The organism is Pseudomonas piscis, from assembly GCF_009380155.1.
GTDB lineage: Bacteria > Pseudomonadota > Gammaproteobacteria > Pseudomonadales > Pseudomonadaceae > Aquipseudomonas > Aquipseudomonas piscis.
This window is the reverse complement of record NZ_WHUV01000002.1, coordinates 1468168-1488169: the sequence shown is the minus strand read 5'-3', so window position 1 is coordinate 1488169 and position 20002 is coordinate 1468168. Positions and strand designations below refer to the sequence as shown.

Here is a 20002-nt window from a genome sequence, read left to right as displayed (position 1 = left end):
CAGCAAGACCTGGGCAGTGGCTATGCGCAGAAGGTGGCAGGCAGCATGAAAAAAGGCGCCCGCAGGCGCCAAGGATTCACCCCAACCGAGGGAGCCGGGTGAAGCCGTTCGCAGGAGTGTCGCGGTGGTAAGGCGCGACGTGAACGGAAGAGGGGATAGAGGATCACTTGCCCAGCTTGATCCGGGTCCAGCCGCGGTTCATCACGCGCTGGATAGGGATCGGCTGGTCGGGTACCGCATACAGGGTGGCCAGTACGTCCTGGGGCGGGTAGGAGGCCGGATCGTTGCGGATCGCCTCGTCCACCAGCGGTGTGGCGGCGGCATTGGCGTTGCTGTAGCCCAGGCTGTTGGTGACCTCGGCGATGATGTCCGCGCGCATCAGGAAGTTCATGAACAGGTAGGCGTTGTCGACGTTGGTGGCGTCCTTGGGAATCGCCATCATGTCGTAGAAGCTGCCGGCGCCTTCCTTGGGAATGCTGAAGGCGACTTTCTCCTTGTTGCCCGCTTCTTCGGCGCGCGAGCGGGCCTGCAGCACGTCGCCGGAGTAACCCACGGCCACGCAGATGTTGCCGTTGGCCAGGTCCGAGATGTACTTGGAGGAATGGAAGTAGGTCACCGACGGGCGGATCTTCATGAACAGCGCCTCGGCCTCGAGGATCTGCGCCTTGTCCTTGCTGGCCGCCGGGTAGCCCAGGTAGTGCAGGGCGGCCGGGAGCATCTCGGTGGGCGAGTCGAGGAAGCTGATGCCGCAGGCCTTGAGCTTCTCGGCGTTCTCGGGCTTGAACAGCAGGTCCCAGGAGTTGATCGGTGCGTCGCTGCCCAGGGCCGCCTTGACCTTGTCCGGGTTGTAGCCGATGCCGATCGAACCCCACATGTAGGGGAAGGCATGGGCATTGCCCGGGTCGCTGGCGGAAGCGTTCTTGAGCAGCACGGGGTTGAGGTTCTGCCAGTTGGGCAGCTTGGACTTGTCCAGTTCCTGGTAGACCCCGGCCTTGATCTGCTTGGCCAGGAAGCTGTTGGACGGTACTACGATGTCGTAGCCCGACTTGCCGGTCAGCAGTCGCGCTTCCAGGGTCTCGTTGCTGTCGAAGACGTCGTAGGTCACGTGGATGCCGGTCTCGGCCTCGAATTTCTTCAGGGTGTCCGGGGCGATGTAGTCCGACCAGTTATAGACGCGCAGCACTTTGTCGCCAGCTTGGGCGCCGGCGACCAGGGCACCGGTCAGGGACAGTGTCAGCAGCAGTTTGGCGGACCATATCCTGCCAGGCATTTTCATCACGACAACTCCATTCTTATTCTCAAAACGGCCGCCTGGGCGGCCTTGTCACACAAGGGTTCAAGCCGTCGCCGGCTGCCGCTTGGCCTGGGGCCTGGCGGCTGTGGGGCTCCACGCTTCGTTGGCTGTGAACTCCATGGCCTCCTGGATCGCCCGCTTGCGGGCTTCCTCGGCGCGTCGGCCGAAGTACCAGACCAGGAAGGTCACCAGCGATACCGCCAGCAAAATCAGGCTGGCCACCGCGTTGATCTCCGGCTTGACCCCCAGGCGCACTGCCGAGAAGACTTCCATCGGCAAGGTGGTGGAGCCCGGGCCGGACACGAAGCTGGCCAGCACCAGGTCGTCCAGCGACAGGGCGAAGGACATCATGCCGCCCGCCGCCAGGGACGGGGCGATCATCGGGATGGTAATCAGGAAGAACACCTTGAAGGGCCGCGCTCCCAAGTCCATGGCCGCTTCTTCGATGGACAGGTCCAGTTCACGCAGGCGCGCGGAGACTACCACGGCTACGTAGGCTGCGCAGAATGTCGTGTGGGCGATCCAGATGGTGGCGATCCCGCGCTCCATGGGCCAGCCGATCAATTGCGCCATGGCCACGAACAGCAGCAACAGCGACAGGCCGGTGATCACCTCGGGCATCACCAGCGGCGCGGTGACCAGGCCGCCGAACAGGGTGCGGCCCTTGAAGCGGGTGACCCGGGTCAGCACGAAGGCCGCCAGGGTGCCCAGGGCCACCGCCGCCACGGCGGTGTAGCAGGCGATTTCCAGGGAGCGCAGTACCGAGCCCATCAGTTGCTGATTGTCCAGCAGGCCCACGTACCATTTCACCGACCAGCCGCCCCAGACCGTCACCAGCTTGGAGGCGTTGAACGAGTAGATCACCAGGATCAGCATCGGCAGGTAGATGAACGACAAGCCGAGCACCAGCATCAGTTTGGAAAATTCAAAGCGTTTCATGCCCGTCCCTCCATCTCTTTGGCCTGGCTGCGGTTGAACAGCAGGATCGGCACGATCAGGATCGCCAGCATCACCACCGCCAGGGCCGAGGCCACCGGCCAGTCACGGTTGTTGAAGAACTCCTGCCACAGCACGCGGCCGATCATCAGGGTTTCCGGGCCACCCAGCAGTTCCGGGATCACGAATTCGCCCACCACCGGGATGAACACCAGCATGCAGCCGGCGATGATGCCGTTCTTGGCCAGGGGCACGGTGATCTTCCAGAAGCTGTTGAAGTTGCTCGAACCCAGGTCGGCGGCGGCTTCCAGCAGGCTCTGGTCATGCTTGACCAGGTTGGCGTACAGCGGCAGCACCATGAACGGCAGGTAGGCGTAGACCACGCCGATGTACACCGCGAGGTTGGTGTTGAGGATCTCCAGCGGCTGGCTGATCAGCCCGGTCCACAGCAGGAAGCTGTTGAGCAGGCCGTTGTTGCTCAGGATGCCCATCCAGGCATAGACGCGGATCAGGATCGCGGTCCAGGTCGGCATCATGATCAGCAGCACCAGCACGTTCTGGGTTTCCTTGCTGGCCCGGGAGATGGCGTAGGCCATGGGGAACCCCACCGCCAGGCACAGCAGGGTGCTGATCAGCGCCACCTTCAGCGAGCCCAGGTAGGCCGAGAGGTACAGCTCGTCGCTGGCGAGCATGGCGTAGTTGCCCAGGTTCAGCAGCAGCTGGAATTTCTGTTCGGCGTAGGCATAGATCTCGGTGTAGGGCGGGATCGCCAGGGCTGCTTCGGAGAAGCTGATCTTCATCACCAGGAAGAACGGCAGCATGAAGAACAGGAACAGCCAGAGGAAGGGGATGCCGATCACCAGCTTGCGGCCAGAGGGCAACATGCGCAGTAGTTTGCGGTCCAGGGTCATGGTCGAGGTCCTCATGCGCGCAGCACCACGCCGCTGTCGTCTTCCCACCAGACGTAGACCTCGTCATCCCAGGTCGGCCGGGCGCCGCGGCGCTCGGCGTTGGCCATGAACGACTGGACGATCTTGCCGCCGGGCAGCTCGACGTAGAACACCGAGTGGCCGCCCAGGTAGGCGATGTCGTGGACCTTGCCCCGGGACCAGTTGTAGCGCGACTCCGGCTTGAGGGTGGTGACCAGCATCTTTTCCGGGCGGATGGCGTAGGTCACCGACTTGTCCTGGACCGAGGTGCTGACCCCATGGCCGACGTAGATCTGCTGCGCCAGGTCCGGGCAGTCGATGATGGCGTAGCCTTCCAGGTCTTCGGTGACGGTGCCTTCGAAGGCGTTGACGTTGCCGATGAACTCGCACACCAGGCGGCTCACCGGGGCTTCGTAGATGTCCACCGGGCTGCCGGTCTGGGCGATCCAGCCCAGGTGCATGATGGCGATGCGCTGGGCCATGGTCATGGCTTCTTCCTGGTCGTGGGTCACCATCACGCAGGTCACCCCCACACGCTCGATGATCTCCACCAGTTCCAGCTGCATCTGCGAGCGCAGCTTCTTGTCCAGGGCGCCCATGGGCTCGTCGAGCAACAGCAGCTTCGGCCGCTTGGCCAGGGAACGGGCCAGGGCCACGCGCTGGCGCTGGCCACCGGACAATTGGTGCGGCTTGCGCTTGGCGTACTGGGTCATGTGCACCAGCTTGAGCATCTCGCCGACCCGGGCGTCGATCTCGTCTGCCGGCAAACGGTCCTGCTTGAGGCCGAAGGCGATGTTCTGGGCCACGGTCATGTGGGGGAACAAGGCATAGGACTGGAACATCATGTTGATCGGTCGTTCGTAGGGCGGCATGTCGGTGATGTCCACGCCATCCAGCAAGATGCGTCCCTCGGTGGGCCGCTCGAACCCGGCGAGCATGCGCAGCAGGGTGGACTTGCCGGAGCCGGAACCGCCCAGCAGGGCGAAGATCTCACCCTGGTGGATCTCCAGGGACACATCGTCCACGGCTACGGTTTCGTCGAACTTCTTGGTCACGCGGTCGATCTTCACCAGAACCTTCTGCGGGCTCGGGTGGCCTTCGAGGGCCTTCCGGTAAGTGCTGGAGGCGTTTGCCATGTGAAACTCCCAACAGATGTCAGCAGCCCGGCCAATTCGGCCCGGCCTAAAGGTTGATTGCCAGCCCGGGGGGCGGGCTGATTCGGCGCCGCCTCCCTGGCGGCCTGACGCTATTTGTTGTTGTGGTCTTGCCGTTTGCCGCTCACGCCGAATGTGGGGCGCGCACGAGGGCACGCGCCATGGGGCAGGGCGTGTTGTTTCAGGTGCAAATGCGCGACGCGCAGGGCTTAGCGGCGCTGCGCGGCTCGTTGCCGGCAGGCGTCGCCGAAGGCCTGGAAGATCCGCAGGTAGGCCGGGTTCGACAGCACCTGCCATTCCGGGTGCCACTGCACGCCGAAGGCGAAGGCCTTGCTGTGTTCCACCGATACCGCCTCGATCAGGCCGTCCGGCGCCACGGCCTCGACCCGCAGGCCCGGGGCCAGGCGATCGATGCCTTGGCTGTGGATCGAGTTGACCTGGATCTCGCCATCCAGGCCCATGGCCGCGAAGACCCCGCCGGGCTGGATCGCCACCGGGTGCGCGGGGGCGTACTGCACCTCGATGCGCGGATCGTCGGCTTCACGGTGATCGAGAAAGCCCGGCAGCTCGTGGACCTTCTGGTGCAGGCTGCCACCGAAGGCCACGTTCATTTCCTGGAAGCCGCGGCAGATACCGAGCACCGGCACGCCGGCGGCGACGGCCGCACGCAGCAGGGGCAGGGTGGTGGCATCGCGTTGCGGATCATGGGCGGTACCCGGTTCGCTGGGCGGGCCCTGATAGTGGAAGGGTTCGACATTGGATGGCGAGCCGGTGAACAACAGCCCGTCCAGGTTGTGCAGCAGATCCTGGATATCGACCAGGTCCGCCAGGGAAGGAATGACCAGGGGCAGGCCTTCGGCCGCGACGCTGACCGCACGCAAGTACTTGTCGCCGCTGACGTGGTAGGGATGCAGACCGATCTCTTTGACGCACGCAGTAACGCCGATCAATGGCTTGAATGCCATTTTTATCACCTCGAAATTCACGCTGGAACGAGTTTTTCCAGAGCTTATCCTCGTTGATTTTAATTAACAACTTCCATGTAAAAAATTCTAAACGCATTTCATCTGAAAGCCTTGAGTGTCGCAGGTGCTGAGGCTTATTTGGTTTTCATGGGGCAAAATAATTAACGAATCGGCGCCCTGTGGGGCTATTGACTTCGGTTTTTCTTTCGGATTGACTGCTGATGCGTCACCGCAGTGAACATAATAATTAACACGATAGGTGCATCATGTCGGTCCCCCCGCGTGCCATTCAGCTCAATGAAGCCAACGCCTTCCTGAAAAAACATCCCGAGGTTCTCTACGTCGATCTGCTGATTGCGGACATGAACGGTGTGGTGCGCGGCAAGCGCATCGAGCGTACCGCCCTGCACAAGGTCTATGAGAAGGGCATCAACCTGCCGGCCTCGCTGTTTGCCCTGGATATCAACGGCTCCACGGTGGAAAGCACCGGCCTGGGCCTGGACATCGGCGACGCCGACCGCATCTGCTACCCGATCCCCGGCACCCTGAGCGTCGAGCCCTGGCAGAAGCGCCCCACCGCGCAGTTGCTGATGACCATGCACGAGATCGAGGGCCAGCCGTTCTTCGCCGACCCCCGCGAAGTGCTGCGCCAGGTGGTGAGCAAGTTCGACGAGCTGGGCCTGACCATCTGCGCCGCCTTCGAGCTGGAGTTCTACCTGATCGACCAGGACAACGTGAACGGCCGGCCGCAATCGCCGCGTTCGCCGATCTCCGGCAAGCGCCCGCAATCGACCCAGGTCTACCTGATCGACGATCTGGACGAATACGTCGACTGCCTGCAGGACATCCTCGAAGGCGCGAAAGAGCAGGGCATCCCCGCCGACGCCATCGTCAAGGAAAGCGCCCCGGCGCAGTTCGAGGTCAACCTGCACCATGTGTCCGACCCGATCAAGGCCTGCGACTACGCGGTGCTGCTCAAGCGCCTGGTGAAGAACATCGCCTACGACCATGAGATGGACACCACCTTCATGGCCAAGCCTTACCCGGGCCAGGCGGGCAACGGCCTGCACGTGCACATCTCGATCCTCGACAAGCAGGGCAACAATATCTTCGCCAGCGAAGACCCCGAGACCAATGCGGCCCTGCGCCATGCCATCGGCGGCGTACTGGATACCCTGCCGGAGCAGATGGCCTTCCTGTGCCCCAACGTCAACTCCTACCGCCGTTTCGGCGCCCAGTTCTACGTGCCGAACTCGCCGACCTGGGGCATCGACAACCGCACCGTGGCCGTGCGCGTGCCCACCGGTTCGCCGGACGCGGTGCGCATCGAACACCGGGTGGCCGGTGCCGATGCCAACCCCTACCTGTTGATGGCCTCGGTGCTGTCGGGCATCCACCACGGCCTGACCAACCAGATCGAACCCGGCCCGGCCATGGAGGGCAACGCCTACGAGCAGAGCGAGCCGAGCTTGCCGAGCAACCTGCGCGATGCCCTGCGCGTGCTGGACGACAGCGAGGTGATGGCCAGGTACATCGACCCGATGTACATCGACGTGTTCGTGGCTTGCAAGGAAAGCGAGCTGGCGGAGTTCGAGAACTCCATCTCCGATCTGGAATACAACTGGTACCTGCACACGGTCTGACGGCCGTGTGTCCTCGCGCGTTGAGTATTCGCCATGACTAGATCCCGCAGCGATTGGGAGCAGCGCTTCCAATCCCTCACCCTGGAAGGTCGCGCCTTCATCGACGGCCAGTACTGCGCTGCCCAGGGCGGCGCCACTTTCGAATGCCTGAGCCCGGTGGACGGGCGCTTCCTGGCCAATGTCGCCAGTACCGACCAGGCCGATGCCGATCATGCCGTGGCCGTGGCACGCCAGGCCTTCGCCAGCGGCGTGTGGTCGGGCAAGGCCCCGGCCGAGCGCAAGCGCATTCTGATCCGCTTTGCTGAGCTGATCCTCGAGCACCAGGAAGAACTGGCGCTCCTGGAAACCCTGGACATGGGCAAGCCCATCAGCGATTCCCTGGCCATCGACATCCCGGCCACGGCCAATGCCATCCGCTGGAATGCCGAAGCCATCGACAAGCTCTACGACGAAGTGGCGGCCACGCCCCACGACCAGTTGGGCCTGGTGACCCGCGAGCCTTCGGGGGTGGTGGCGGCCATCGTGCCGTGGAATTTCCCGCTGATCATGGCCAGCTGGAAGTTCGCCCCGGCCCTGGCGGTGGGCAACTCGTTCATCCTCAAACCTTCGGAAAAGTCGCCGCTGACCGCGATCCGCATCGCCCAGCTGGCCTTGGATGCGGGCATTCCCAAGGGCGTGTTCAACGTCCTGCCGGGCTACGGCCACACCGTGGGCAAGGCCCTGGCCCTGCACATGGACGTGGACGTACTGGCCTTCACCGGCTCCACCGCGGTGGGCAAGCAACTGCTGCAGTACTCTGGCCAGAGCAACATGAAGCGGGTATGGCTGGAGGCTGGTGGCAAGAGCGCCAACGTGGTGTTCGCCGATGCACCCGACCTGGGCGAAGCGGCCCGAGCGGCGGCTGCGGCGATCGCCTTCAACCAGGGCGAAGTCTGTACTGCCGGCTCGCGGCTGCTGGTGCAGGCGTCGATCCGCGAGCAGTTCCTGCCGTTGCTGGTGGAGGCGCTCAAGGCCTGGCAGCCCGGGCATGCGCTGGACCCGGCCAGCCGCGTCGGCGCCGTGGTGGATGAGCGCCAACTGGCTAATGTGCTGCGCTACATCGGCATCGGCCAGGAGCAGGGCGGGCGGCTGTTGGCCGGTGGTGTGCGCACCCTGGAAAGCACCGGCGGCCTGTATGTCGAACCGACCGTCTTCGACGGTGTGACCAACGCCATGACCATCGCCTGCGAGGAGATCTTCGGCCCGGTGCTGGCGGTGATCGAGTTCGACAGCGAGGAACAGGCGCTGCAGATCGCCAACGACAGCATCTTCGGCCTGGCCGCTGCCGTATGGACCCGCGACCTCAGCCGCGCCCATCGCTTCGCCCGGGGCCTGCGCGCCGGCAGCGTATGGGTCAACCAGTACGACGGCGGCGACATGACCGCGCCGTTCGGTGGCTTCAAGCAGTCGGGCAATGGCCGCGACAAGTCGCTGCATGCCTTCGACAAGTACACCGAGCTCAAGGCGACCTGGATCAAGCTCTAAGACCTATAACAACGGCAGGGCGGTCGAGCCGCACCTGCTGGGGAACTACGACATGCAAACCTACGTGAACAGCTATTACACGGCGACCCGCAACCGGACCGTCGATTACCCCGAGCTCGACCAGTTGGTGGAGTGCGATGTCTGTGTGATCGGCGCCGGCTATACCGGCCTGTCCTCGGCGCTCTTCCTGGCCGAGGCCGGCTACAGCGTCACCGTGCTCGAGTCGGCCAAGGTCGGCTTCGGCGCCAGCGGGCGCAACGGCGGGCAATTGGTCAACTCCTACAGCCGCGACGTGGATGTGATCGAAGAGCGCTACGGGGAAAAGAGCGCCGAGGTGCTCGGCAGCATGATCTTCGAAGGCGCGGACATCATTCGCCAGCGCATCCAGCACTACGATATCCAGTGCGACTACCGTCCTGGCGGTATCTTCGCCGCCCTGAACCCCAAGCAGCTCAAGGGCCTGGCCGAGCAGAAGCGCAACTGGGAACGGTTGGGCAACCACAACCTCAAGCTGCTGGACAAGGCGCAGATCGACCGCGAAGTCGGTACCCGCAACTACGTCGGCGGCTTGCTGGACATGCAGGGCGGGCATATCCACCCGCTGAACCTGGCCCTGGGCGAGGCCAACGCCATCATCGGCCTGGGCGGCAAGATCTTCGAGCAGTCGGCGGCCCTGGAAATCACCTACGGCGAGCCCAACGTGGTGCGCACTGCCAAGGGCGTGGTCCGCGCCAAGTACCTGCTGATCGCTGGCAACGCCTACCTGCAGCAGGACCTGGACCCACGGGTGACCCGCAAGAGCATGCCCTGCGGCTCGCAGATCGTCGTCACCGAGCAGCTGCCGGAACCACTGGCCCGCAGCCTGATCACCAACAATTATTGCGTGGAAGACTGCAACTACCTGCTGGACTACTTCCGTCTAACCGGTGACAACCGCCTGCTGTACGGCGGCGGGGTGGTCTACGGTGCCCGCGAGCCCAACGACATCGAGCAACTGATCCGGCCGAAGATCCTCAAGACCTTCCCCCAGCTCAAGGACGTGAAGATCGACTACCGCTGGACCGGCAACTTCTTGCTGACCATGTCGCGCATGCCGCAATTCGGCCGGATCGAGAAGAACGCCTACTACATGCAAGGCTATAGCGGCCATGGCGTGACCTGCTCGCACCTGGCCGGCAAGCTGATCGCCGAGATGATTCGTGGCGATGCCGAGCGCTTCAACGCCTTCGCCTCGCTGCCGCACATGCCAATGATCGGCGGCCGCACCTTCCAGGCGCCGCTGACCGCCATGGGCGCCGCCTATTACGCCCTGCGTGACCGTTTCGGCATCTAATCTGAAAGGATGCATGAGCATGGCACTGCGCGCTCCTGTTCTATGTAGGAGCGCAGCTTGCTCGCGATGAGCGATGACGCGGTTTGCCAGGCACCACGCGTCGACAGGCTTGGCGCCCGCTTCGCGGCCGAACGCAGGACCTCCCAGCCCCCGAAAATCCACCGTAAAATCCCCGTAAACCCCTTGTCGCCAGCCTTTACAGCACCGCCGTCAAACATGTTTAAATAGCCGCCTTTCCGGCTCCAGGGGCAGCCAGATCGCGATTTTCGCGACCCAACCGCCACACGATTCCCTCCAGTTCCTCTCACATAAGGCTGTTATGGACACGGGCACCCGACTCAAACTCGTTCGCGAAAGCTACAACCTCTCCCAGCGCGAGCTGGCCCGGCGTAGCGGCGTTACCAATGCCACCATCTCCCTGATCGAACAGAATCGCGTCAGCCCCTCCGTCAGTTCCCTGAAAAAGCTGCTGGAAGGCATTCCCATGTCCCTGGCCGACTTCTTCACCTTCGACCAGCCGCCCCGTGAGCACCAATACGTATTCCGTGCCAGCGAACAACCGGACCTGGGTCGTGACGGCCTGCGCCTGTTGATGGTCGGAGCCCCCCTGGCCAACCGGCAGATGCGCTTTTTGCGCGAGCAGTACGCCCCGGGCGCCAGCTCCGGCGAAGAGCCGATCGTGCACAACGAAGGCGAGGAGTGCGGCCTGGTGATCCGTGGCACCGTGGAACTGACGGTGGATGGCCAGGTGAGCGTGCTCAATCCGGGCGATGGTTACTACTTCCCTACCACCTTGCCCCATAGCTTCAGGAACATTGGCCAGGATGAGGCCGAGATCATCAGTGCCAACACCCCGGCGAACTTCTAAGCAGGCAGGGCACTGATCCGGCATTGCCTGCTGTAACCCCGCTCGAGCCCGCGCCCATGTGCCGCGGGCTTTTTTGTGCCCTGGCAAACACCCGTCGGGTGCCGTTGCAGCGTTTGTGGTGGGGATGCTGTCGCCTGCGCCGGGATTGCCCCAGGCAATGGCGTTGCGCACTGCTGGGGGGGCTAGGCCCCCGTGCCGCAGAACTTCTGCGGTTGGCCGTATAACGCATCATGAAGATGGCTAAAGACTCAGTGAAATCAATTCATTTTCACTCAATCATTAAGTTTGCATAAAATACATGCAACTTGTGAGTATCGCAAAGAATATTAAGTGAAGCCGGAAAATAAATTGGAATGAATCAAGGTCCGATTAATTACCTCTGGTTTGCCTCTTCTTTTAGGGTGTCGGATTGAAATGAGTAGCGAATTTTTATTTTCGATTAAAAGCATTTCTTTTGATGAGGACTATCAACCCTCCGAAAATACACGGATCACTACCAATTTCGCTAACTTGGCCAGGGGTAATAGTCGCCAAGAGAACTTGCGCAATACCTTGAGAATGATAGATAACCGTTTCAATGCCTTGGCGCACTGGGATAACCCCAAGGGTGATCGTTATTCCGTTGAGCTTGAAATTATCTCTGTCGCGATGAATCTTGGTGTTGGCAATAGCGGTGATTCCCTGCCGCTGATTGAAATACTGAAAACCAATATTCTCGATCGACAGACCAATGTGCGTACCGAAGGCATTGTCGGCAATAACTTCTCGTCTTATGTGCGAGATTATGACTTTAGCGTGCTGTTGTTGGGGCACAATAATGGGCGGCCAGATTTTAGCACTCCGGAAAACTTCGGTGACCTGCATGGCAACCTCTTCAAGTGCTTTGTGAACTCCAGTGCGTACAAGCAGAATTTCAACAAGCCGCCAGTCATATGCCTGAGTGTTTCGAGTAGCAGAACCTATCATCGGACTGAAAACAATCATCCTGTATTGGGTGTCGAATACCAGCAGGATGAATATTCCCTGACGGATGAATATTTCAACAAGATGGGGTTGAAGGTTCGTTATTTTATGCCGCCAAACAGTGCTGCGCCCCTGGCCTTTTATTTTTCCGGCGATTTGCTCGATGACTACACTAATCTTGAGTTGATCAGCACCATCAGCACGATGGATACCTTTCAAAAGATTTACCGGCCTGAAATCTACAATGCAAACTCTGTGGCAGGAAAGTCCTATCAGCCAAGCCTGAAGAATCAGGACTATTCATTGACCCGAATTGTCTACGACCGAGAAGAGCGCAGTCGCTTGGCCATTGAACAGGGACAATTTGTCGAGGAGCACTTCATCAAGCCCTACCGAGGCATTCTCGAGCAGTGGTCCGCAAATTACGCCCTTTGAATGATAAAAATACAAGGTTATCTATTGTGAAGAAATTGCTCCCTACCTCAACCGCTGGCAGCCTGCCCAAACCTTCCTGGCTGGCACAACCAGAGAAACTCTGGTCACCTTGGAAGTTGCAAGGCGAAGAGCTGGTCGAGGGTAAGCAGGATGCTTTGCGCTTGTCATTGCAAGAGCAGCAGCAGGCAGGCATTGATATCGTCAGTGATGGCGAACAAACCCGCCAGCACTTCGTCACCACCTTTATTGAGCATCTGGACGGTGTCGATTTCGAGAAGCGCGAGACCGTCAGGATTCGTGATCGCTATGACGCCAGCGTGCCGACGGTCGTGGGTGCGGTCACTCGCCAAAAACCCGTATTTGTCGAAGATGCCAAGTTCTTGCGCCAGCAAACCAAGCAACCCATAAAGTGGGCCCTGCCAGGTCCGATGACGATGATCGATACGCTTTATGACAGCCACTATAAAAGCCGTGAAAAACTGGCTTGGGAGTTCGCCAAGATCCTCAATCAAGAGGCCAGGGAGCTTGAGGCTGCTGGTGTCGATATCATCCAGTTCGATGAGCCTGCGTTCAATGTCTTCTTCGATGAGGTGAACGAGTGGGGTGTTGCCACATTAGAGCGCGCTATTGAAGGCCTCAAATGTGAAACAGCGGTACATATCTGCTATGGCTATGGCATAAAAGCCAATACAGACTGGAAAAAGACGCTGGGATCAGAGTGGCGGCAATATGAAGAAGCCTTCCCCAAGCTGCAGAAATCCAGCATCGATATAGTTTCACTGGAGTGCCATAACTCCCATGTGCCGATGGACCTCATAGAACTCATTCGCGGTAAAAAGGTGATGGTAGGCGCTATCGACGTCGCCTCCAACGTCATTGAGACTCCAGAAGAAGTAGCCAACACGCTGCGAAAAGCACTGCAGTTCGTCGATGCCGACAAGCTCTATCCTTGCACCAACTGCGGCATGGCGCCTTTGTCTCGAAAAGTAGCGAGAGGCAAGCTGGGCGCTTTGAGCGCAGGTGCGGAAATCGTCCGAAGAGAACTTTCGAACTAGTGCTTAGCTGGAGCCGCAAGGAATGCCAAAGGGGCGGTGGTAGCTCAAGCTAATTCAACCGTCCTTGGCACTTTCGTACGGCACCCAATATTCAGGTCCTGATATGCCATTCCCTAGTACTGCTATCGAACCTATGAGCTTTCGCGAAGCGCTCGGGCACTACGCATCCGGTATCACGGTGATTACCTCCCACATCGATGGCGAACCGATTGGTTTCACTTGCCAGTCGTTCTACAGCGTCTCGATGAGCCCGCCGCTGGTGTCGTTCAGCGTCATGTCCAGCTCGGCCAGCTATCCAAGGATTCGCCAGGCCGGCCGGTTCGTCGTCAATATCCTCTCAGGCGAACAGGTCAGTATTTCCAACCAGTTCGCTCGCCGTGGCACGGACAAATGGCGCGGAGTCCAATGGCAGGAGTCACCGCTGGGTAATCCCATCATTGCCGGTAGCCTGCACTGGCTCGATTGCGAAATTCATGCCGAGCACGCTGCAGGCGATCATCTGATCGTGATTGGTGAAGTGAAGGCATTGAACCTGCAAGAAGCTGCCGCCACGCAGCCATTGCTGTACTTCAAGGGGCAGTATTGCAACATCGCCGCACACAGCACGGTTTGAGCATCTATCTGCGCGGAGCGCTTCACGCATCCAGCGACGTTTGCCTAAAGGTTGCCGGAGCACATCATCGTGCTCTGGTTTTTTCATCTGGGCGATCTATCCAGGACACCCCCCAATGCCAGACTTCAAAAGGCCTCGGCTGAGCCTTCCCAATGGTGCGCAGAAGTTGCTGTTGCACTCCTGCTGCGCTCCCTGTTCGGGAGAGGTGATGGAGGCGATCAGCGCCTCGGGCATCGACTACACCATCTTCTTCTATAACCCCAACATTCATCCCGAACGGGAATACCTATTGCGCAAGGACGAGAACATTCGCTTTGCCGAAGATCACAATGTGCCGTTCATCGATGCCGACTATGACAAAGACAACTGGTTCGAACGGGCCAAAGGCATGGAGCATGAGCCCGAACGTGGCACGCGCTGCACCATGTGCTTCGATATGCGCTTCGAACGCACTGCGCTCTACGCCTATGAAAACAACTTCAGGGTGATTTCCAGTTCCCTGGGTATCTCGCGCTGGAAAGACATGAAGCAAATCACCGATAGCGGCATCCGCAGCGCGCAAAAGTATCCGGGGATCACCTATTGGGATTACAACTGGCGCAAGGGCGGTGGTTCGGCGCGGATGATCGAAATCAGCAAGCGCGAACGTTTCTACCAGCAAGAGTACTGTGGTTGCATCTACTCACTGCGCGATACCAACCACCACCGCAAGGACCAGGGACGAGACATCATCCGCATTGGCGTCAAGTACTACGGGGACGATGAGTGATCGAGCCTTCGTTTACGTCGCGAAGCTTGTTCCCAATCCTTCATCAGAGCCTGAAAAGCAAGGCATCTTGGGGTATCAGGCGGCCCGTCCGGTCGATCCCGACAGTTGCGGGGCAGCCCAGCGGCAAAGCTGGTGATGGGCTGCGTCAGTGACGCCTGAGTCACTGGGCTACTTTGCAGAGGCAGAGGTGATCTTAGAGTCTTGGAGTGAAGCCATCCGGCCTTGAGTTATGCGGGCTCGCGAGGATATTCGCCCTCTTTCTATTCAAGGGGCAGGTTTAATTGAATGCTTATGGCCATCTCGATGTTTTCCTTTGCCTGGGCGGCGCTGCAATAGCATTTCAGGTTGTTCATCGCCGATGGGTAGCCGATATGGATATTGAGTATAAGCATAAAGTTTTTCGATCCTTGAAGATTTTCCTCGATCTATGAAATAGTCCGCTGCGCCTCACCAAGCCAACTGCAAGGTCCTGAATATATTCATGGTGTTTCTGCTTGATATGTCGGGTAGACGTTTTTAAGCGTCTAATTGATTCGTTGGCGCTTTAGGCCTCATCAAGAGACAAGTTATTTGCGAGCAGCATGTTTCTCGGTCGTCGCCAGATCCTTGGGGTGTAAAAGTATTGAAGTATTGGCGATGCCTGGAGAGTGGCGCGGAATTTCAAAGATGCGAAGTTGGCATTGGTCGCTTCAATGTCAAGCCATTTCATGGCGGGATAACCGTAGTGCATGAGGGCTGCAACGGCAGATGGCTGTTGTAGATCTCATGTGGGGAAAGGATATATGGCTTGAACATTTTTCGAAGATACCTTTGCCTTGAAGCATTGATATGCATATACCTCGGCTGCTGGAACGCGACGGTACCTCTTGTCATAGTGCAGCGGGGAGGCCTGCTTGAACTGGCAACCTACGAAACAATACTTGCCGTCGCTGCCGTCATTTCCATACTGTTTTTAGCTCCCCGTGTCGAGGGCATGCGGCGTGGTACCGCGCTCAAAGCCGGCTGCACGATAATTCTGTTGACTGGCATCCTTCGTTACTTTTCTGTTTCTGTTTCATATTCGATAGAGGCTTTAACGATAATTGATATTTTTGCCGTATCAGCCTTTGGTGTTGTCCAGTCGCTGTTTGGTATATATCCGGCTGAAACAGTAGAGAAGCATCGTATAGAGTATGCATTTCGCATCCGCCGTATTGTCGTCACTATCAGCCGGGTAGTCGGTCCGTTGTTGGCAGGGGCTGCCATTGGCATGATTTCGTCGCAAGCTGCCCTGCTTTTTTCCGCAATGGTGGGTGTGGCGGCCCTGATTTTTGCACTCATGTTGCCCAATGGGGTGGAGCCTGATCTGAAGCGGGTCAAATCATCTATCGAACGCGTCCAGGACATGTTTTTAGGTATCAAGCTAAAACTCATTCTTCCGCCGGAACGGTTCTTGACTCTATCTGGTCTTTTACTCTGCCTGGCAATGACCGCTACCTTGCCCATGCTGGTTCCGAACCAGATCCATGCACATGATCTTGCTGAAAGCAGTGTAGGTCTATTCAACGCTATATTTGCAGGGGGATCTGTCGCGGGGCTGTTTTGGCTTAGTCCTTTTATTGCCGGAAAAGAGCATCAGCGTAATAGGTACCTAGCGCTTTGGGCACTGCTGAGTGCTTCTCTCAGTGCTTCAGCTCTTTCGGTAGAGATTTGGCAGTTGGCTGTGTGCCTCTTTGTTGCAGGGGCTAGCAGTGCTTCCATTGCTCTTGTCGGGATGGATAAAAGAACCGTTTCAGTGCCTCCTGGAGTTCGCATCCGATTGACGGCAGCCACTCTTGTTATCAATCAGCTTGCGAACTCGGCTTCCTTTATGCTCATGGGTTCTGCAGTAACGCAGTTTGGTATCGGTGGTTTGCTATGGGTACATGGGGGGATCTTCACGGTTATCTTGTTGTCCTCCGTACTTGCAAGGTCTGTTTGGGGATTTCTGGAAGATGCAGCGGATGCGGAGCTTTACTATAAAGACAAGCACCCCAAGCTGGATTCCGCCATGCGCGCTTGAAGCAAGGTACTCATCAATACTTAGCTGCTCGATATCCCTAACTGGGCTCAGCGATACTTCGGTGGGGTTGAAACTTGACGATAAAGCGTTGCCCCAGAATGAACGTCGAGCCTGGGTGATGTGGGTCTAGCCCTGACGATACGAAAAAAGGCGACGTTTTGGGTCGCCTGTTGGTTGGACAGGGGGCTCGAACTAGAGGGTTCCTGTCCCGCGGTTCGTTACCAGTCCGTAATCCAGTCCCAGATGCTACTGACCACATAAGCCGCACCTGCCGCGACTGCTACTGTTGCCACCGCTGGAGCAAGGGCTGTCCCGCCGGCCAGCCCCACCACGCCAAGTCCTGCAGCAGCCATGCTGGAAACTCCACTAGTGGCAGCGAAACCAGCAACGGTGCCGACTGCTCCCTTGGCCATGGCCTGGCCGGCCAATGAGCGGGCCATATGGTTGGTTGCAGTCCTGGTTGCCTGTCCGGCCAGCATCTGGCGTGCAGCGGTGGTTGCTCCTTTGCCGAGCAGGGCCTTGGTGGTTTGCCCTGCGGCCTGCTTCGCGGCCTGGCGCCCCAGCAAGTGGGCCGTGGCTGCTGCGCCCAGTCGTTGCCTTGCTGCCTCGACTTGTTTGCTGGAGTGCCGATCGGTGGCGCACCAAGTGGCGAAATGCTCGCAGTTGTTGAACAGCAGGTTGTATTGATCTTCGCCCAGTCGCGAGCGAGCCCGGCGGCAGATCTCGGGGCCGCGGAAATAGACCTTCTTGTAAGTCCTGGCCCTGGCTTGCTTGCCTTGCAGGAAAGCTTCCAGGCTGGTCGATTCGATACAGCCCTTATGCAGGCCCGAACCCATGCCGGAATAGTGGATCACGCGATTCCTGCCGACAAAGATCCCGTGGTGGGTATAGAGGCATCGACCAACAATCAGATGAGTTCCGGTGGGGTACATGTCCAATAGTGCTCCAGTTGTGTGCTTTACCAGCGGTCCTTGCAAGCATCCCGGCCTTGATCCTCGCCACCCAAGCTATGCCGGAATCTCCAACTGCTCATAGGCATACAGCCAGTACAGGGTTCTTTGGTTGTCGAAGGTCTTGACCTCGACTACGCCGCGATCGTCTGGCAGCCAACTGTTGTCCCAGGCCCGGGTGCTGTCTTCCATCCGCCACCAGCTGACGATGTTCTTATGCCAGGTTTCGGCCAGTATCAGGCGATAGACCGTGCGCGCCTTGGTGGAAGGGGCGACGAACTTCTCCAGGACCGGGGCCAGGTTCTCCGTCCCCATGCGCTGGAAGTCGATACGCAGTTGCGCGGCTTTTTTCGGCGTGAACAGGCGCTTGGCCTCGACAAAGAACACGCGCTCCTTGTCGAACAGCATGCAGTCGATCCGATACTCATAGCGCTGGGTCAGTGGGTTGAGAAACGGCACTTCCATGAAGGCATGGGCGTTGTTGCGTGCGCCAAAGGCATTGGCCAGTTGAAAGGTGAGGTTGCGTTCGTTCATGCCATTGCGGCCATAGGAGGGGTAGAACGCACTCAGGCTATCGGCGAAGTTCTGTGCGGCTTGCTGGATTACACGATTGATCACTCGACTCACAGCATCCCTCTGTCATTGTCCGTAAATCGTCTGGCCCTGGCGTTCGTGCCCTCGAGCATGGCTGGCATCATGCGCTGCGGCACCAGGGCATTTCACTCAGCTCTGGGCAGCGGCCTGGGCCTCACGGGCGGCTTCCTCGGCCAGCTTCAAGCGGTCAGCCTTGCAGATGTACTTGGGCTTGTTTTTCGGTGCCAGCTTGGCCTTGGCTTTCTTGGCGTGGGCGTCCAGCAGCTGCTTGATTTTCTTGCGACGGTTCATCGTTCTCTACCTGGGGGACAAGCGCGCGGATGATATCAGCTTGAGCTGGATCCCTGGGCGCGCTGGGGTTGCCGCGTGTCGTCTCAGCAGCCTGGACCCTTGAGGTCGGTGCCTATGGTGACCGCGGTGACCTGGACCTTTTCAAAGGCTTTCTGGGCTGCGGTGGCGTATTTCTGGTCGCAGTTGAAGCGCGTTTCCATCACATAGTCCTCGCCTTCGGCCTTTTGCATCTGGCTCGCCCATTGGTCGGCGGCGTTGATCGCGGCATCCGAGACCAGCGTCACTTCCAGCATTACCTGCTTGAAGTCCACGGCATGGGGTCCTTCCCACAGCGCATAGACCGAAGGGTCCGCGGCGTTGCCGCACATGCTCAGGCAGTCGGCGCTATAGCTCAGGCCGCCGCCGGATGAAGCCTCGAAGGCGCCCAGGGTCAGAGGCTGGCCGGGAGCAGGGGCATAGGTACCGACGAACTGGGTCAGGTCGGCCTGGCATTTGGGGCCCAGCTCCATGCGCAGGGCGCTGACCTTGCCGCCTTCTACCGTTGCGGTGATCTGGCAACCCTGGACCTTGAACACATGGGCATTGCCGTTGGACTCCCGGGGGATTCCGGCGATCGATTCGAAGTAGCGCTGGTTGGTGCCCAGCATGTCGCCGGTGAAGACCTCGGCCACGGAGGCGGCGTGGGCCGCGTCGAGCGACAGCGCCAGGGTGGTGGCACAAAGGCTGTAGAGCGCCTTGTTCATGGAAGCGTCCTTTCAATTGAGAGACCAATGCCTGTGGTCATCGACAGGTGGATCGGGACGCGAGTGTAGCAGGCGCGCGTCGGTGTATTTCAATGGGGCCACGATCAGGATATGGGCCATGCCGGATCGTGCGGGCTTGGTGTCTGGACTTGTTGTTACCCACTTCGCCAGAGCATCAGTCAGGTGTCGAGCCAGGGTCGGTACCCCAGGTTCCAGGGTGAAACATGCTGTTCGATACTGCCCGATACCCAGGGCTGGACGGGGCCGTATCGATAACGCAGCGATCTTGCTTGCAATTGGCCCTGGGCCCATGGTTCATGCCTGGGTGGAGTCGGCAGCGACGAGCTGACCATTGAAAAGGAGCTGCGGGGTGATTTCGACGCGTTCGATAAAGGCCACTGAATGGCCGCAATACCGGGATATGCGCCTGCGGGCGCTGGAGGATTCACCGGATGCTTTCGCCAGTACCCTTGAGGACGAAGCGGCGCGGACGGACGAGGAGTGGGCGGCACGTATCGCTGCAGGCCTGGCTGGCGGCAATGACCTGCCGTTGTTCGCCTTCAAGGGGAGCCAGGCCTGTGGCCTGGTCTGGTGCAAATTGCCGGTCGCCGAAAGCGCGGTAGCCGATATCTACCAGATGTGGGTCGATCCGGCTTGCCGTGGCCTCGGGGCCGGCGCTGCCTTGCTCGAGCAGGTACTGGCCTGGGCCCGGGGCAAGGGCGCGCGGCGGATTCGGCTGGGGGTCACCTATGCCCAGACGCCAGCCATGCATTTGTACCAGGCCTGTGGTTTTCGCCCCGTGGGTGCGCTCGAGCCATTGCGCGCGGGTTCTAGCCTGATGTCCCAGGCCATGGAGTTGGAGCTCGCTGCGCTGTGAAACACCGGTGAGCCGAGTCCGGGTC

General features: G+C 59.5%; 19 protein-coding genes. 10 read left to right on the top strand and 9 right to left on the bottom strand.

Annotation, left to right across the window (positions count from 1 at the left end):
- Positions 1–163: 163 nt before the first annotated feature.
- From GDH07_RS16725 to GDH07_RS16705, 5 genes are all read right to left on the bottom strand, one after another.
- Positions 164–1276: a polyamine ABC transporter substrate-binding protein gene (locus tag GDH07_RS16725; protein ID WP_152898244.1), complete on the bottom strand. Its 1113-nt coding sequence runs from the start codon at positions 1274–1276 to the stop codon at positions 164–166.
- Positions 1277–1336: 60 nt separating this feature from the next.
- The gene (locus GDH07_RS16720) at positions 1337–2233 is read right to left on the bottom strand and encodes an ABC transporter permease subunit (protein WP_152898243.1); all 897 of its coding nucleotides are present in this window, start codon (positions 2231–2233) and stop codon (positions 1337–1339) included.
- Positions 2230–3111: an ABC transporter permease subunit gene (locus GDH07_RS16715; protein ID WP_177409115.1), complete on the bottom strand. Its 882-nt coding sequence runs from the start codon at positions 3109–3111 to the stop codon at positions 2230–2232. The genes GDH07_RS16720 and GDH07_RS16715 overlap by 4 nt, the downstream gene beginning before the upstream one ends.
- A gap of 41 nt (positions 3112–3152) precedes the next feature.
- Positions 3153–4295, bottom strand: coding sequence for a polyamine ABC transporter ATP-binding protein (gene potA, locus GDH07_RS16710; protein ID WP_053136440.1), 1143 nt, complete (start codon positions 4293–4295; stop codon positions 3153–3155).
- A 227-nt stretch (positions 4296–4522) separates the two neighbouring features.
- Positions 4523–5278 (bottom strand): gamma-glutamyl-gamma-aminobutyrate hydrolase family protein, encoded by a 756-nt coding sequence (locus tag GDH07_RS16705; protein WP_053136438.1) that lies wholly within the window; start codon positions 5276–5278, stop codon positions 4523–4525.
- Positions 5279–5544: 266 nt separating this feature from the next.
- Between GDH07_RS16705 and GDH07_RS16700 the strand changes: the two genes are divergently transcribed.
- The 9 genes from GDH07_RS16700 to GDH07_RS16660 all read left to right on the top strand — a co-directional run bounded on the left by GDH07_RS16700 (position 5545) and on the right by GDH07_RS16660 (position 16522).
- Positions 5545–6921 (top strand): glutamine synthetase family protein, encoded by a 1377-nt coding sequence (locus GDH07_RS16700; protein WP_022641037.1) that lies wholly within the window; start codon positions 5545–5547, stop codon positions 6919–6921.
- Positions 6922–6954: 33 nt separating this feature from the next.
- Positions 6955–8445, top strand: a complete 1491-nt coding sequence (locus GDH07_RS16695; RefSeq protein ID WP_152898242.1) for an aldehyde dehydrogenase — start codon at positions 6955–6957, stop codon at positions 8443–8445.
- Between the two features lie 52 nt (positions 8446–8497).
- The gene (locus GDH07_RS16690) at positions 8498–9778 is read left to right on the top strand and encodes an NAD(P)/FAD-dependent oxidoreductase (protein ID WP_152898241.1); all 1281 of its coding nucleotides are present in this window, start codon (positions 8498–8500) and stop codon (positions 9776–9778) included.
- A 319-nt stretch (positions 9779–10097) separates the two neighbouring features.
- Positions 10098–10646: a cupin domain-containing protein gene (locus GDH07_RS16685; protein ID WP_022641033.1), complete on the top strand. Its 549-nt coding sequence runs from the start codon at positions 10098–10100 to the stop codon at positions 10644–10646.
- Positions 10647–11060: 414 nt separating this feature from the next.
- Positions 11061–12044, top strand: coding sequence for a DUF1852 domain-containing protein (locus tag GDH07_RS16680; protein WP_152898240.1), 984 nt, complete (start codon positions 11061–11063; stop codon positions 12042–12044).
- A gap of 26 nt (positions 12045–12070) precedes the next feature.
- Positions 12071–13099 (top strand): methionine synthase, encoded by a 1029-nt coding sequence (locus GDH07_RS16675; protein WP_172681676.1) that lies wholly within the window; start codon positions 12071–12073, stop codon positions 13097–13099.
- Positions 13100–13202: 103 nt separating this feature from the next.
- On the top strand, positions 13203–13712 hold the full coding sequence (locus GDH07_RS16670) for a flavin reductase family protein (RefSeq protein WP_031321477.1): 510 nt from the start codon (positions 13203–13205) through the stop codon (positions 13710–13712).
- 115 nt (positions 13713–13827) lie between these two features.
- A complete protein-coding gene (locus GDH07_RS16665; protein ID WP_031321478.1) occupies positions 13828–14481 on the top strand; it encodes an epoxyqueuosine reductase QueH in 654 nt (217 codons plus the stop codon).
- 787 nt (positions 14482–15268) lie between these two features.
- A complete protein-coding gene (locus GDH07_RS16660; RefSeq protein ID WP_152898238.1) occupies positions 15269–16522 on the top strand; it encodes an MFS transporter in 1254 nt (417 codons plus the stop codon).
- Positions 16523–16740: 218 nt separating this feature from the next.
- Here GDH07_RS16660 and GDH07_RS16655 read toward each other — a convergent pair whose 3' ends face one another.
- The 4 genes from GDH07_RS16655 to GDH07_RS16640 all read right to left on the bottom strand — a co-directional run bounded on the left by GDH07_RS16655 (position 16741) and on the right by GDH07_RS16640 (position 19100).
- On the bottom strand, positions 16741–17454 hold the full coding sequence (locus GDH07_RS16655) for a lecithin retinol acyltransferase family protein (RefSeq protein ID WP_152898237.1): 714 nt from the start codon (positions 17452–17454) through the stop codon (positions 16741–16743).
- 75 nt (positions 17455–17529) lie between these two features.
- Positions 17530–18090, bottom strand: a complete 561-nt coding sequence (locus GDH07_RS16650; RefSeq protein WP_022643704.1) for a hypothetical protein — start codon at positions 18088–18090, stop codon at positions 17530–17532.
- A 105-nt stretch (positions 18091–18195) separates the two neighbouring features.
- The gene (locus GDH07_RS16645; RefSeq protein ID WP_152898236.1) at positions 18196–18357 is read right to left on the bottom strand and encodes a DUF2986 domain-containing protein; all 162 of its coding nucleotides are present in this window, start codon (positions 18355–18357) and stop codon (positions 18196–18198) included.
- An 83-nt stretch (positions 18358–18440) separates the two neighbouring features.
- The gene (locus GDH07_RS16640; RefSeq protein WP_152898235.1) at positions 18441–19100 is read right to left on the bottom strand and encodes a hypothetical protein; all 660 of its coding nucleotides are present in this window, start codon (positions 19098–19100) and stop codon (positions 18441–18443) included.
- Positions 19101–19470: 370 nt separating this feature from the next.
- Between GDH07_RS16640 and GDH07_RS16635 the strand changes: the two genes are divergently transcribed.
- Positions 19471–19977, top strand: coding sequence for a GNAT family N-acetyltransferase (locus GDH07_RS16635; protein WP_343038266.1), 507 nt, complete (start codon positions 19471–19473; stop codon positions 19975–19977).
- Positions 19978–20002: the final 25 nt, after the last annotated feature.

Bases quoted from the DNA above. Each gene is read 5' to 3' on its own strand.
- GDH07_RS16725 (WP_152898244.1), bottom strand. From the start codon at position 1,276: ATGAAAATGCCTGGCAGGATATGGTCCGCCAAACTGCTGCTGACACTG.
- GDH07_RS16720 (WP_152898243.1), bottom strand. From the start codon at position 2,233: ATGAAACGCTTTGAATTTTCCAAACTGATGCTGGTGCTCGGCTTGTCG.
- potA (WP_053136440.1), bottom strand. From the start codon at position 4,295: ATGGCAAACGCCTCCAGCACTTACCGGAAGGCCCTCGAAGGCCACCCG.
- GDH07_RS16705 (WP_053136438.1), bottom strand. From the start codon at position 5,278: ATGGCATTCAAGCCATTGATCGGCGTTACTGCGTGCGTCAAAGAGATC.
- GDH07_RS16700 (WP_022641037.1), top strand. From the start codon at position 5,545: ATGTCGGTCCCCCCGCGTGCCATTCAGCTCAATGAAGCCAACGCCTTC.
- GDH07_RS16695 (WP_152898242.1), top strand. From the start codon at position 6,955: ATGACTAGATCCCGCAGCGATTGGGAGCAGCGCTTCCAATCCCTCACC.
- GDH07_RS16690 (WP_152898241.1), top strand. From the start codon at position 8,498: ATGCAAACCTACGTGAACAGCTATTACACGGCGACCCGCAACCGGACC.
- GDH07_RS16685 (WP_022641033.1), top strand. From the start codon at position 10,098: ATGGACACGGGCACCCGACTCAAACTCGTTCGCGAAAGCTACAACCTC.
- GDH07_RS16680 (WP_152898240.1), top strand. From the start codon at position 11,061: ATGAGTAGCGAATTTTTATTTTCGATTAAAAGCATTTCTTTTGATGAG.
- GDH07_RS16670 (WP_031321477.1), top strand. From the start codon at position 13,203: ATGCCATTCCCTAGTACTGCTATCGAACCTATGAGCTTTCGCGAAGCG.
- GDH07_RS16665 (WP_031321478.1), top strand. From the start codon at position 13,828: ATGCCAGACTTCAAAAGGCCTCGGCTGAGCCTTCCCAATGGTGCGCAG.
- GDH07_RS16655 (WP_152898237.1), bottom strand. From the start codon at position 17,454: ATGTACCCCACCGGAACTCATCTGATTGTTGGTCGATGCCTCTATACC.
- GDH07_RS16645 (WP_152898236.1), bottom strand. From the start codon at position 18,357: ATGAACCGTCGCAAGAAAATCAAGCAGCTGCTGGACGCCCACGCCAAG.
- GDH07_RS16640 (WP_152898235.1), bottom strand. From the start codon at position 19,100: ATGAACAAGGCGCTCTACAGCCTTTGTGCCACCACCCTGGCGCTGTCG.